The organism is Emticicia fontis (assembly GCF_054779675.1).
This window is the reverse complement of the sequence record NZ_BAAGXU010000007.1, coordinates 49001-62123: the sequence shown is the minus strand read 5'-3', so window position 1 is coordinate 62123 and position 13123 is coordinate 49001. Positions and strand designations below refer to the sequence as shown.

General features: G+C 40.1%; 13 protein-coding genes. 7 read left to right on the top strand and 6 right to left on the bottom strand.

The window, feature by feature from the left end; genetic code table 11:
- Positions 1-2: 2 nt before the first annotated feature.
- The 3 genes from ACYVFA_RS05585 to ACYVFA_RS05575 form a co-directional block, all read right to left on the bottom strand.
- The gene (locus ACYVFA_RS05585) at positions 3-539 is read right to left on the bottom strand and encodes an RNA polymerase sigma factor (protein ID WP_460470822.1); all 537 of its coding nucleotides are present in this window, start codon (positions 537-539) and stop codon (positions 3-5) included.
- Between the two features lie 172 nt (positions 540-711).
- The gene (locus ACYVFA_RS05580; protein WP_460470821.1) at positions 712-1578 is read right to left on the bottom strand and encodes a TolB family protein; all 867 of its coding nucleotides are present in this window, start codon (positions 1576-1578) and stop codon (positions 712-714) included.
- Between the two features lie 103 nt (positions 1579-1681).
- On the bottom strand, positions 1682-2362 hold the full coding sequence (locus ACYVFA_RS05575; protein ID WP_460470820.1) for an OmpA family protein: 681 nt from the start codon (positions 2360-2362) through the stop codon (positions 1682-1684).
- Positions 2363-2533: 171 nt separating this feature from the next.
- Between ACYVFA_RS05575 and rsmA the strand changes: the two genes are divergently transcribed.
- The 4 genes from rsmA to ACYVFA_RS05555 are packed head-to-tail and all read left to right on the top strand — an operon-like array spanning position 2534 to position 5803.
- Positions 2534-3322 (top strand): ribosomal RNA small subunit methyltransferase A, encoded by a 789-nt coding sequence (gene rsmA / locus ACYVFA_RS05570; protein WP_460470819.1) that lies wholly within the window; start codon positions 2534-2536, stop codon positions 3320-3322.
- Positions 3323-3324: 2 nt separating this feature from the next.
- Entirely contained in the window at positions 3325-4680 is a 1356-nt protein-coding gene (mgtE, locus tag ACYVFA_RS05565) for a magnesium transporter (RefSeq protein WP_460470818.1), read from the top strand.
- 5 nt (positions 4681-4685) lie between these two features.
- A complete protein-coding gene (dtd, locus tag ACYVFA_RS05560) occupies positions 4686-5138 on the top strand; it encodes a D-aminoacyl-tRNA deacylase (RefSeq protein WP_460470817.1) in 453 nt (150 codons plus the stop codon).
- Between the two features lie 38 nt (positions 5139-5176).
- The gene (locus ACYVFA_RS05555; RefSeq protein ID WP_460470816.1) at positions 5177-5803 is read left to right on the top strand and encodes a hypothetical protein; all 627 of its coding nucleotides are present in this window, start codon (positions 5177-5179) and stop codon (positions 5801-5803) included.
- On the opposite strand, the gene ACYVFA_RS05550 is transcribed toward ACYVFA_RS05555, so the two are convergent.
- Positions 5804-7168: an aldehyde dehydrogenase family protein gene (locus ACYVFA_RS05550; RefSeq protein WP_460470815.1), complete on the bottom strand. Its 1365-nt coding sequence runs from the start codon at positions 7166-7168 to the stop codon at positions 5804-5806.
- A 146-nt stretch (positions 7169-7314) separates the two neighbouring features.
- Complete coding sequence (locus tag ACYVFA_RS05545; RefSeq protein ID WP_460470814.1) at positions 7315-7920, bottom strand: FMN-dependent NADH-azoreductase; 606 nt, start codon at positions 7918-7920, stop codon at positions 7315-7317.
- A 124-nt stretch (positions 7921-8044) separates the two neighbouring features.
- Between ACYVFA_RS05545 and ACYVFA_RS05540 the strand changes: the two genes are divergently transcribed.
- The 3 genes from ACYVFA_RS05540 (at position 8045) to scpA (ending at position 11363) form a co-directional block, all read left to right on the top strand.
- A complete protein-coding gene (locus ACYVFA_RS05540; RefSeq protein WP_460470813.1) occupies positions 8045-8416 on the top strand; it encodes a winged helix-turn-helix transcriptional regulator in 372 nt (123 codons plus the stop codon).
- Positions 8417-8734: 318 nt separating this feature from the next.
- Entirely contained in the window at positions 8735-9034 is a 300-nt protein-coding gene (locus ACYVFA_RS05535; protein WP_460470812.1) for a COG3415 family protein, read from the top strand.
- Positions 9035-9221: 187 nt separating this feature from the next.
- The gene (gene scpA / locus ACYVFA_RS05530) at positions 9222-11363 is read left to right on the top strand and encodes a methylmalonyl-CoA mutase (RefSeq protein ID WP_460470811.1); all 2142 of its coding nucleotides are present in this window, start codon (positions 9222-9224) and stop codon (positions 11361-11363) included.
- Between the two features lie 179 nt (positions 11364-11542).
- On the opposite strand, the gene ACYVFA_RS05525 is transcribed toward scpA, so the two are convergent.
- The gene (locus tag ACYVFA_RS05525; protein ID WP_460470810.1) at positions 11543-12847 is read right to left on the bottom strand and encodes a TolC family protein; all 1305 of its coding nucleotides are present in this window, start codon (positions 12845-12847) and stop codon (positions 11543-11545) included.
- Between the last annotated feature and the right edge of the window lie 276 nt (positions 12848-13123).

Here is a 13123-nt window from a genome sequence, read left to right as displayed (position 1 = left end):
GGCTACACTACTTTTTTCATGATAAGCGTTTCTTTCAATAGCATTTTGGCTTTAAACAGTTGCGAGCGGGAAGTGCCTTCTGTGATATTCAGTATGCCGGCTATTTCGTTATGCGAATAGCCCTCAATTACATACATATTAAACACTGCCCGATAGCCGTCAGGAAGCGAAGTAATGAGGTCAAGAATTTCTCTGCCACTCATGTCTTCTTCAATACCGATGTCGGTTGCTTCCACGTCGTTGTCTGCCTCTAATGTCTGAAAAAGGAAACTGCGGTTTCTCCTCAATATCTTTAGTGATTGATTCACAAGGATACGTTTCATCCAGGCTTCTGTTTGCGCATCTGATTGATACTCAAAAGTTTTTAAGCCCTCAAAGATTAGTGTAAAAGCCTCTAAACAAGCATCTTCTGCGTATTGTCGGTCGTTGAGGTAACGAAAACTCAAACGTAGAAAGCTTTTAGAAAACAATTCAAATAATGCTTTCTGGGCTTTTCTATCTCCAACCTTACAATGCTGTATTGCTACGTTTAATTGCATTTATATTGACAATAATCCGGGTACTTGGGCAAACGTTGCCTGATGAAATAAAAATTTTTATTTTTTTTAGAGGGGTGGGATTTTTAATTTTTGTGAGGCTATGAAGAACTAGGTGTTTCAGCAAATGAAACGGTATATTCTCGCGGTTGGCGAGCAGCAATTAAAGGCATTCTTACTCACTAACCACAACCGCCAGCTTATTATTATCTTTATTCACCGCCATACGGGTGATTTTGTTTAGCATGGGCAAGCCTTTTGTGTCAATCAACTGCCATTCTTTGCCTGATTGCGGTTTATAAGCATAAAGCTTTTCTCCATCGCTGGTCAGAATATAACCATTGGTCGTCCAGCATATATCTTCTGATTTTCCGACGGTGTTCACAATAGGACTAATAGCTTTGGTTGCGGGGTCAAATTGTTTAATAACCCACTGATCAGCCTTAGATTTATCTATAAAACTAAACGTCTGTTGATTAGGAATTTTGTGTAATGAGCGCCCGGGTTTTGGGGCAATGATTGTGGTTTCTTTCGTAGAAAGATTATAATAATGCAGATTATTAGTTGAATCGGCTAATACAAATAAAAGCAGGCTGTTGGCGTCAATCCAGGTATGATACCCTACTTTCAGGGTATTAACCAAGGTTTTAGCAGGGCCGCCACCAATCAGGTATTGCCCCAGATCCTGTTGCCCGTTATCTCGCTGAATGATACAGGATAGGTAGTATTCATTCGGTGTTACAGTAGGGGAGTACTCTCTTTCATGCGTATCGGTAATCTGACGGGTATTACCTTTGATATAATCGTAAGCCTTTATATCTGTTCGGCCACTATCATTGGCAGATGCATAATAAACGAGAGGTAAAACAGGATGAAAAGAGGGTTGATTATCGTAACCTTTGTGTTCGGTAATATTTACAGGATTCGATAAAGTGAATTTGCCATTCCCGAAATTTATATCAAACAGATAAATTTCTGAACCTCCCTGTGCCAGACTTGCCAACGGGAGAAATAGGTACAGGAGAGTAAGGATACGTTTCATCAGGTATAAGAAAAACCAAATTTATCATAAATTTTGATGAAATAAAAAAATCGGAGCAACTAAGCAGCTACCCCGATTACGGTTTTGGTAAGATAGTTATATATTACCTAACCGAACTCGTACCATTAATAATATTTTCACGTAGTACGTTATCAGCTACTATAATAAAATCGACTCTTCGGTTTTTATCTCTGCCACTCATCATTTTGTTTGAGTACTTTGGTATTTTTTCACCATATCCGTCAACCAGTAGTCTTTTTTCATCAATACCTGCATCTTTCAGATAATTTGCTACCTGAATGGCACGCTTTCTTGACAATTTATCATTATATTCTTTGCCGCCTGTGGCATCTGTATGGCCATTCACTACCACAAATGTATTCGGCATTTGTTTCAAAGAATAGGCTACTCTCAGCAAATCTGCTTTCGCATCTTTATTAATCATATAAGAGTTTACATCAAATATATTGCCTTTGTTCATGGTTACAATCAGTCCCTCGTCATAGGTTTCAACCATGGCAATATCGCCTATGTTTTCGTTCAATGCCGGAACGTATTCAGACATAATTCTTTTGACTTCTGAACCTGAGGCACCCCCAAGAGAAACTGTCGAAATAGCAGCCTGTTCGGCGTGTGGAGGCGGCATAGTAGAGATTGAATTGTCATTAACAGTCATATCTCTTCCCGACATTCCGCTGGTTGATTTACAACTCATATTGGTGTAGCCCAGCGCTAAGGCTGCGGCAGCTAAGACAAGCGATTTTGAAACAATGTTACGTTGCATGGCTATAAAATTTTGGTAATAATTTATTAATACAGATTAAAAACCTATTCCAAGTGCTGTTTTTAGCAGAAAAACGGTAATGACGTCATAAAAGCCTGATTAAATGTAGAGAATATTCAACAAAATCGGATAAATCAATGTCATTCTAGGTAGAAACAGCTAATTTTGAGCATGGAAAAAGTCAAACCTAAAAAACACCTCGGGCAGCATTTTTTGAAAGATCTGAATGCCGCCGAACGGATTGTGAATTTACTTTCACTGCATAAGAACTATACGAAGGTTCTGGAAATAGGCCCGGGTATGGGTGTATTGACACAGTTTCTGCTGAAAAAGACTGATTATCAGACGTCTGTGGTAGAAATTGATACCGAATCGGTAATATATCTGAACAAAAATTTCCCCGATTTAGGCGACCGTATTTTTTCGGAAGATTTCCTGAAAATGAATCTGAGAAATCTGAAAGGGTTTGAGAGCACCGAGCCCATTGCTATTATTGGTAATTTCCCCTATAACATTTCGTCACAGATATTCTTTAAGGTTTTAGAGCATACAGATACCGTAGCAGAAGTAGTATGTATGTTGCAGAAAGAAGTAGCCAAACGTATTGCTTCGCCGCCCGGAAATAAGGATTATGGTATTCTGAGCGTACTTTTACAGGCATATTATGACATTAAGTATGAATTTACGGTATTGCCGGGGGCTTTTAATCCGCCGCCGAAAGTAGATTCGGGTGTGATAAGCCTGCGAAGAAATGCTGTAGATAAACTGGATTGTGATGAGCGGAAGTTTTTTCAGGTAGTTAAGGCGGGCTTTAACCAGAGACGAAAAACCTTGCGCAATGCCTTAAAACCCATTGGATTGAATTTTGAACATGAATTATTGAATAAGCGTGCCGAACAATTGGGCGTAGCAGAGTTTATATTTTTGACAAAGGCATTTACCGAAAAACTAACCGAGTAGATATGACTACTTTTGAGCTAACCAAGGAGTACATAGAAAAACTGGAGACCGCAATTGAGCAGAAAGATGAAAAACTACTCAGGGCGGAGATGGACGAGCAATATCCTGCTGATATTGCCGGAATCCTGCTTGAACTCAACGGTGAGCAAGGACATTATCTGATTACACTTTTAGATACTCAAACCGGAGCGGAAATCCTTTCACACATTGAGCCGGAGACCCGTAAAAGTTTTATCAAAGACCATTTTACGATTGAAGAAATCGCCAAATATGTTAATATTTTCGAATCGGATGATGCCGCCGATTTATTGAATGAACAGACGATTGAGGTACGCGAAAAAGTAATTGCTTTGCTGGATGACCGGGAGCAAGCCCGTTTCATCATAGATTTGATATCATACCCGAAGGATATTGCCGGAGGCTTGATGCAGAAAGAGTTGGTAAAAGTAAATACCAACTGGACGGTTAGCGAATGCGTAGAGGAAATCAGGAGACAGGCGGAGGATGTGGAGAAAGTATTCGCCATCTATGTAGTAGATGATGACCAGAAGCTACATGGAATCGTATCATTGAAGCAGATTGTTTTGGCGCGCAAGAATACTAAAATTGAGAATATACTCGACGATGATATTGTATTGGTTGAGACTACCTCTCCAGCCGAAGAAGTAGCCGAGCTGATGCAGAAATATGACCTGGAGGCTATTCCGGTAGTGAATACTTTAGGACGATTATTAGGTAGAATCACAATTGACGACGTGGTCGATTATATCACCGATAAAGCAGAAGAAGATATTCAGGTAATGGCCGGTATCACGGGTGAGGCCGAGGAAGACGATAGTGTATGGCAACTCGCCAAAGCGCGTTTGCCTTGGTTAGTAGTTGGGGTAGCCGGAAGTTTGTTAGCGGCCACGGTTATCAAAAGCTTTGAAGAAGAATTTCAGAAAGTAGCAGCACTTGCGGCTTTTATTCCGATTATGGGTTCAACGGGTGGCAATGTAGGCATCCAGACCTCATCTCTGATTGTGCAAAGTCTTGCCGAAAAAACCGGTATTACTACCAGTTTATGGCAACGTTTATTTAAAATTATTCTGGTAGCCCTTGTCAATGGCTTGGTGATTGGTGCATTGGCCGGAGCTTATATTTACCTGATTGGTGAGCCAAGACTTTTTCTGGTGGTTTGTTTCTCATTGATATCAGTGGTGGTACTTGCCTCATTTATGGGTACTGTTACGCCTCTTTTTTTAGATAAAATTGGGGTCAATCCGGCAGTAGCGTCCGGGCCATTTATCACTACCGCCAACGATATTATTGGCATTGGTACTTATTTACTAATCGCAAATTTATTGCTACACCTCTAAACCTTATGATTGCAGTTATACAACGCGTAAGCCAGGCATCAGTAACGATTGACCATGTGATAAAAGGACAAATTGGCATTGGCTTTATGATTTTACTAGGAATTACGCACACCGATACACAGGAAGATATTGAGTGGTTATCAAAGAAAATTGTGGGGCTACGGGTATTTGGTGATGCCGAGGGGAAAATGAATTTAGACATTTCAGCCGTTGACGGGAATATCTTATTGATTAGCCAGTTTACCTTACACGCCAGTACCAAAAAAGGTAATAGACCCTCATTTATTGAAGCGGCCCGCCCAGAAGTGGCCATTCCACTTTATGAAAAAATGATTGCGCAGTTGACACAAGATTCAGGCAAACCCATTGAAACCGGAGAGTTTGGGGCTGATATGAAAGTATCATTATTGAACGATGGCCCTGTGACGATAATTATTGATACGAAGAATAGGATTTGATTAGAATTCGTTAAATTTGATAATAATTAAGAAAGATAATGGTTGAGATTTCAGAAAAAACGAGGAGCAAAGCGAGCGGTATCAAGATACCTGCAATACTTGTGCGCGATGAAATCGATGGTAAAAAGTATTATCGGAAAGGTTATAAAGATGTTTTAGCTGGTACAAAGACAATTGATGATATTATGGGCGCTAGGGTATTTCAGGCATTTATTGTGAGTTTCATAGGTACTTATCTGAATGGCTTGCTTCCTAAAAACTGGTATGCGCTGACAGGAGAATCAGGTGTTAACTTATCTAAGAAAAACAACCTGTCTACCGATATTGCGATTGTAGATATTAATGAAATCGGGAATATATTCTCAACCAAATATCTGGATATTGCTCCTAAGGTAATTTTAGAAGTAGACGTAAAGATTGATTTGGAAAAAGGGAAAGATTATGATTATATACAGCGAAAAACCAAAAAACTATTAGAATTTGGCGTTGAAAAAGTATTCTGGATTCTTACTTCTCAACGGCAAGTGATTGTAGCCGAAAAAGAAAACCCAACCTGGAGTATCATTAACTGGCAAACAAAAATGGAGGTATTTGAAAATATTTCCTTTTCTATCGAACAAATTCTTGCTGAAAAAGGCTTTCAAATACCTCCTGTTGAGGAGTAATCATCCCCTCAAATGCCAGGCCTTAGGCTTCACAAACGCCCTGATACCAGCGTGTGAAAGCGTTGCACCAAAACCGGAATTCTTACGGCCACTCCATGGTAGGGGAGCTGATACACGGTCGCAGCAGTTCCAGTAGCCTGTTCCGGCGTTTACTTGTTTTAATATTTTTTCTGCGCGTTTTTTATCTGCTGTATACACTGCCGCTGTTAAACCATATTCAGTATCCTGCATCAGTTTGGTGGCCTCTTTGTCGTCCTTTACTTTCATGATACCAATGATTGGCCCGAAAGATTCATCTTTCATTACACTCATTTTATGATTCACGTCTGCCAGAACTGTCGGCTCAAAGAAATACCCTTGTCCGGTAATGCTTTTACCACCAACCAAGAGTTTTGCCCCTTTTTTCAAGGCATCCTGCACCTGATTTTCCAGAAATTCTAATTGTGAATGACGGCTCAAAGCACCAATATAAACTCCCTCTTCTTTCGGCTGACCAATCTTATAACCATTCACCTCTTTCACAAATTCTTCTACATATTGGTCATAGACTTTTTCATGCACATAAATCCGCTCAACGGCGCAGCAACTTTGTCCGTTATTATAAAAAGCGCCATCGGCTGTCCCCGCGGCTACTCCCTGAATATCTGCTACGTCATCCGCCACATACAATGGGTCTTTGCCACCTAATTCTAATTGACAAGGCACCATTTTATGGGCTACTTTTTCATAAATAGAAAGTCCGGTACGATAAGAGCCCGTAAAGAAATAGCCATCTAAAGGCATTTCTAATAATAGTTCGCCTACCTCTCTGGCTCCAATGGCCACCTGAAAAACATCTTCAGGTATACCTGCTTTTTTTAGATATTTCTCAATTTTTTGTCCGGTCAGGGTAGAAAATTCAGACGGTTTATAGAAAACAGCATTACCTCCGATTAAAGCAGGAATGAAAACATTGACACCTACCAGGAAGGGATAATTCCAGGCAGAAATATTGCAGATAACGCCTAATGGCTCATAAGAGATCCTTTCAGTGAGGTTATCCTGACGGGTAACTATTTCATCTTTCAGGTATTTCTGCGAATTTTCTACAAAATATTTTATTCTGGCTCTGGCACCATTCACCTCATTGCGGGCTTGTTGCAAGGGTTTGCCCATTTCAGAAGTAAGCGTGGCGGCTAGTTCTTCTATATTTTCAGCTAATAATTCAGAAAATTGCGCAATGATACTGATGCGTTTTTTGAGTGGCGTTCTCGCCCATGCTTTCTGTCCTTTTTGCAGGGTTTTTAGTTTTGCCTGAAGACTCTCAGCGTTATCTTCAACCAGAGTTGTAATAATTTCTTCGGTAGCCGGATTTATAATTTGCATATACTCTTATGAAACAAATGGATTGTGGGTGATATTAATGAAGCAAATCTACAAAATAATATTAAATGACCCTATGACTTGAGTAAGGCTTAATTTGGGTTTTGCCGCTTGAATATCCCACAAACCATATTGCTCCTCTATAATACCTAATCAATCGCTATACTTTCAACACCTTTGGCAAAAGCAGTTTCTTTGATGCCCTCAATTCTTAAACCTTCGGCACGAATAAAGGTAGTGTCTGTGATGCCCAGAAGCCCAAGTAAAAATTTCAGATAGGGACTCACAAAATCAAACGACTGAAACTCTCCGGCTGAATAAACACCACTGGATGAAGTGGCAATATATGCCTTTTTGTTTTTCAGGAAGCCTTCAGGTCTTCCCTGTTCATTATACCTGAAAGTAATTCCTGGTCTTACAATATGATCCAGATAGGCTTTTAGCGTGGAGGGAATGGCAAAATTATAGAAAGGTGCGCCAATTACATAGATATCTGCCTCCTGCATTTCAGCAATCGCTTCATCTGAAACTTTAATGGCCTCAGCTTGCTCAGGAGAATGGTTTGTAGCAGGCGTAAACCACGAACCTATTTGCATCTGGTCTAAATGCGGAAAAAGGTTTGTGGTCAGGTTTCGTTCCTTTATGATGCTATCAGGGTATTTTGCCTGAATTTTTTCGATGATGGCATTGCCTAATTTTTTGCTGACAGATGCTTCGCCCTGTGGGCTAGAGATAATGTGCAGTATTTTTTTCATGAGTTTTGTTTTCTTTGGTTTAAGAATAATTTTTTTGATGCCGCAAACTTATGTATATTTGCTAATAAAAAGTTAGTAGTAAACAAAAGGTTAGTAGTAATAATTTTATTAGTATTTCAGAAAAATGGGAGAATTATTAGCTAAAACAGTCGCATTTAGTGAACTGCAATGCGGTAAAAATCTGGATGCCGCAGAAGATGCCTTATATGTAGTTGGCGGAAAGTGGACATTGCGGATAATGATTGCTTTGTTAAGTGGGCACACAAGATTCAACGTTCTGCAACGCACGCTGAAAGGTATTTCGGCCAGAGTACTTTCTGGTGAATTGAAAGACCTGGAGATAAATGGTCTGGTGAAAAGAGTGGTTGACGCCAACCAAAAACCTGTGGTAGTAGAATATATCCCAACTGAGTATAGCACCTCGTTAAAAGAGATTATTTCTTCTTTAACAGATTGGGGAATCAAGCATAAAAAGAAAATTACTTCTGAGGAATAATCTGATTTTAAAATATGATAAAAAAGAAGGTTGTCTGACAACCTTCTTTTGTTTTTAATCGTATAGATTAGAATAATAATGGCTTGGTAATGAGTGTATTATGTATTCTAACAGCTACATCATTCAAAAAAACTCAAAATAAATTTTAACTATTTTTAACAATCTCACAGCGTTCGTAAACTTTTAACCGTCTTATGTTTTAAAGAGTCTGCCGCAGTTTGGTTGTGGCTTGTGAAGAACAGGAAGGAAGACGAGTGTGGCAGATTTTACCTAAGAAAAAGCAATACTTCATTTAACCACAAACTAAACGTTTTGCTTATGCGATACGTAAGAAAAATAACTCCCGATCAGGTGGAGTTCTTGAGAGAAGTGTCTCGTCGGAGTAGAAATTACCGGGAACGTGAGCGGGCAAAAGCCATACTTTTAAGTTTTAAAGGGTACAACGTAACGACATTGTCAGACATTTTTGAGGTAAGCCGGGCAACCATCACAAATTGGTTGGACGCTTGGGAAGCAAGAGGAACGAAAGGTTTGAAAGATTTACCCAAGCAATCGCATAGTGTTCCTTTAGGGGAGGTGAGTAGAGCAGCAAGAACGAAGGAGCTTATTTATCATTGAGAAACTTTTGAAACAAATCTACTTCTATTTTATTAAAGTTTGTTCCTATTAGGGGCAAACTTTTTTTGTTTTCTAAGGCTTCGAATTCAATAAATTCTATTGTTTTATTTTCAAAAATGGGGATATTTACCAGACAATTGTATCCATTCTATGGCGGCACAATTTTTTAAATTGTATTCAACAAACTATGAAACCTGATTTTTCCAAAATCAATCTTTTTGAAAAAAAGGAAACAACTCCCGAACCAATCGGGACTAATACCCCCGTTTTCAAAACAGCCGAAGGGATAGCTATTAAGCCAAGGTTTACGGCCGCAGATATTCAGAATGCTGAACATCTGCATTTTTCGGCCGGAATACCTCCATTCTTAAGAGGACCATACAGCACCATGTATGTGATGCAGCCCTGGACAATCCGCCAGTATGCAGGTTTTTCAACAGCTGAGGAATCGAACGCTTTTTATCGCAGAAATCTGGCTGGGGGACAAAAAGGTTTATCAGTCGCCTTTGATTTAGCTACGCACAGAGGCTATGATTCAGACCACCCGCGAGTAGTGGGGGATGTTGGAAAAGCAGGGGTTGCTATTGATTCGGTGGAAGATATGAAGATACTCTTCGACCAGATTCCACTCAATGAAATGTCAGTTTCCATGACCATGAATGGAGCGGTGCTTCCTATCATGGCCTTTTATATTGTAGCGGCTGAGGAGCACGGGGTAAAGCCCGAACAACTCTCAGGCACTATTCAGAATGATATTCTGAAAGAGTTTATGGTGCGTAATACGTATATCTATCCGCCGGAGTTTTCGATGCGCATTGTGGGAGATATTTTCTCTTATACTTCGCAGTTCATGCCTAAATTCAATTCTATTTCTATATCAGGCTATCATATTCATGAAGCAGGCGCACCTGCTCACCTGGAATTGGCTTATACACTCGCTGATGGTCTCGAATATATTCGCACAGGCATTGCCGCCGGAATGGATATTGACGATTTTGCGCCGAGGCTATCCTTCTTCTGGGGCATAGGCATGAATCATTTCATGGAAATTGCCAAGATGCGTGCAGGCCGATTACTATGGGCAAAAATCGTGAAGCAATTTAATCCGAAAAATGCTAAATCTTTAGCCTTACGCACCCATTGTCAGACTTCCGGTTGGTCTTTAACCGAGCAAGACCCTTTTAATAATGTAGCAAGAACGGTCATTGAAGCAATGGCAGCTGCTTTGGGGCATACACAATCTTTACACACCAATTCATTGGACGAAGCCATTGCGTTACCGACTGATTTCTCGGCACGTATTGCCCGTAATACGCAATTATATATTCAGCATGAGACGGAAATCTGTCGGGTAGTTGATCCTTGGGGAGGTTCCTATTATGTTGAATACCTGACCAAAGAACTGGTAGAAAAAGCGTGGGCTTTGATTGAAGAAGTAGAAGCATTAGGCGGCATGACCAAAGCCATTGAGACTGGATTACCCAAAATGCGTATTGAGGAAGCGGCAGCCCGAAAGCAGGCCAGAATTGATTCGGGTAAAGATGTGATTGTGGGGGTAAACAAATATAAAACCGATACCGAAACGGATATTGAATTGCTGGAAGTAGATAATCAGAGTGTAAGACAAAAGCAGATAGAAAGGTTGGATAGAATAAAAAGAGAACGAAATAACGAGGAGGTAGAACAGATTTTAAATAAAATTACAGAGGTAACAGCCAATGCAACCGCAACAAAAGAAGATAATTTGCTGGCGTTGGCAGTAGATGCAGCTCGTAAACGTGCTACTCTGGGCGAAATATCTTATGCTATGGAAAAAATTGTGGGTCGTCATAAAGCCACTATCCGCTCTATTGCGGGGGTGTATCAGTCGGAGGTTTCTGATGATGAGAATTTCAGAATTGCCAAAGAAATGGCTGATAAATTTGCTGAACTGGAAGGCCGCAGACCAAGAATCATGGTAGCAAAAATGGGACAGGATGGCCACGACAGAGGTGCCAAGGTAATAGCCACCAGCTTTGCCGATTTAGGTTTCGATGTAGACATTGGCCCTTTATTCCAGACCCCACAGGAAACAGCCCAACAAGCGGCCGAAAACGATGTGCATATTGTAGGAGCATCCAGCCTGGCTGCGGGGCATAAAACCTTAGTGCCTCAACTGATAGAGGAACTCAAAAAACTAGGCAGAGAAGATATTATGGTAATAGCCGGAGGGGTGATTCCCCCACAGGATTATCAGTTTCTCTATGATGCAGGTGTAAAAGGTGTTTTCGGCCCTGGTACCGTTATCTCTATTGCTGCGCAGAAGATTTTGAAGGAGTTGATGGAATAATGAATAGTCATTCCATATTTCTAGCCTCATTTTATTTAGATTCATAAAATAAACGTTCTATGGAATGCCTGAATTGGTAGAGACAGGGACTGGGCGTCTCCGCATTGCCCTGTCTCTATTTTTGTAGGTCTTTAGAAGTAGTTTTAGAAACGATTGCCTAATAATGATGTGAAAAACTTCTACAAATTCCCACTAGCTTTCTTATACCGCACACTGGCAATCAGAAAATTGTAAATACTTGATAAGTATTGATTCTCAGCGCTTTGGAGGGCGTATTCGGTGTTTTTCAGGTCTGATAAGAGAATGACCCCTTTTTCGAAACGGAATTTGTCCGTTTCTAAAATCCTTTGGGCCAACGCTATATTTTTTCTGGCTTCTTCCAGATTTAGTTTTGATTGCTGTAAAGTATTCCACGTACTTTTCGATTCATAACTGAAATCGTTTCTCAATCGCTCTGCATTCAATGTATTGATCTGCTGACGTACTTTAAAATCGTTGGCCGCTAATCGGGCTTGGCGGCCGTCGAAAATCGGAACATTGATACGGATGCCTATATAATTGGCTGGGAACCAGGTGTCTTTCTCGAAAGGATTAAACGCCTCTGATAACTGGAAATAAGAATAGTTGGCATAGGCCGAGACACTTGGTTTATTTCTTGCCAGTTGCTTTTGCACATTCAGTTGATTTAATCGCAGATTCAGTTCTTCGGCCTTTATCTCTGTGCGTTTCTCAATATTCGATTGATTTTCAATGATTTGTGAATAGTTGAAGATAGCTTGTAAATCTTCTATGGGTTCAACCTTATCTGTTGTGTTTAATTGATATTGCAGGGCAATTAAGGCAAGGTCATAGTCCTGCTGATTTTTTGTCTGAGCCAGTTTGGCATTGCTGACATCTAATTCCAGTTTATCCAGGTCATTTTTCAGAATAGCTCCCTGATCAAAACGCGCCTGACCTACCTCAAAATAACTATTGGCTCTTTGCAAGGCTAATACTGAGAGATTGAGCCTTTCTTTGGCAAATACACCGTTATAATAAGATTCAGTAATGGCCTGTTTCACATTTACGCGTATTTGCTCCAAGGTATTTTTCTGCACCTCTATCTGCGTATCATTTACGGCACGGTCAACCTTACGATTGGCATCATACACTTTCTGGTCAGCTTGCAGGATGAATGTATTGTTGAATGGGCGACCTAATTTTATTTCAGTCTGGGCTTCGCCCGAGCCCGGTAGGGCAAAGGGTAATACGGTTGTCTGCAATTGGGTGTTCCAGCGTATATCGGCATTGCCGCTTACTTGTGGCAGCCAACGGGCTTTCACCTTTTCGTTTTCGGTAGAAGCAATCTGTAAATTCAGATTCTGAGATTTTAATTCTATGCGATTTTCTAGTCCTCGCTGAACGGCCTGTTCAAGCGTAAGGCTTTGAGCGAATACCGCTGATATAGGGAAACAAAGTATAAGAGATAGAATAGCTCGTGTCATAAGATCAATTTTTTTCAAAGGTATATACTTATCAAAAGGGGCGTATAAATATTTTGATAAGACGGAAAAAAAGAACTATTAAATCACTTGATTCAATATTGAGATTTCGCTGGATAATTAATTCGAAGAAATAAATCTTTATTATTTGCTCACATCGAATTCAAAAATAATAGACAGCCAGATTAAACCAAACCCCAAAAAAACACTCTTTTAATTAATTTTAATCTTTTTATAGATGCGTAAATCGCTTATTAACAGACGCTTAAAATCCTTTAA

Coding starts and splice junctions, on each gene's coding strand:
- ACYVFA_RS05585 (WP_460470822.1), bottom strand. CDS start 539: ATGCAATTAAACGTAGCAATACAGCATTGTAAGGTTGGAGATAGAAAA.
- ACYVFA_RS05580 (WP_460470821.1), bottom strand. CDS start 1,578: ATGAAACGTATCCTTACTCTCCTGTACCTATTTCTCCCGTTGGCAAGT.
- ACYVFA_RS05575 (WP_460470820.1), bottom strand. CDS start 2,362: ATGCAACGTAACATTGTTTCAAAATCGCTTGTCTTAGCTGCCGCAGCC.
- rsmA (WP_460470819.1), top strand. CDS start 2,534: ATGGAAAAAGTCAAACCTAAAAAACACCTCGGGCAGCATTTTTTGAAA.
- mgtE (WP_460470818.1), top strand. CDS start 3,325: ATGACTACTTTTGAGCTAACCAAGGAGTACATAGAAAAACTGGAGACC.
- dtd (WP_460470817.1), top strand. CDS start 4,686: ATGATTGCAGTTATACAACGCGTAAGCCAGGCATCAGTAACGATTGAC.
- ACYVFA_RS05555 (WP_460470816.1), top strand. CDS start 5,177: ATGGTTGAGATTTCAGAAAAAACGAGGAGCAAAGCGAGCGGTATCAAG.
- ACYVFA_RS05550 (WP_460470815.1), bottom strand. CDS start 7,168: ATGCAAATTATAAATCCGGCTACCGAAGAAATTATTACAACTCTGGTT.
- ACYVFA_RS05545 (WP_460470814.1), bottom strand. CDS start 7,920: ATGAAAAAAATACTGCACATTATCTCTAGCCCACAGGGCGAAGCATCT.
- ACYVFA_RS05540 (WP_460470813.1), top strand. CDS start 8,045: ATGGGAGAATTATTAGCTAAAACAGTCGCATTTAGTGAACTGCAATGC.
- ACYVFA_RS05535 (WP_460470812.1), top strand. CDS start 8,735: ATGCGATACGTAAGAAAAATAACTCCCGATCAGGTGGAGTTCTTGAGA.
- scpA (WP_460470811.1), top strand. CDS start 9,222: ATGAAACCTGATTTTTCCAAAATCAATCTTTTTGAAAAAAAGGAAACA.
- ACYVFA_RS05525 (WP_460470810.1), bottom strand. CDS start 12,847: ATGACACGAGCTATTCTATCTCTTATACTTTGTTTCCCTATATCAGCG.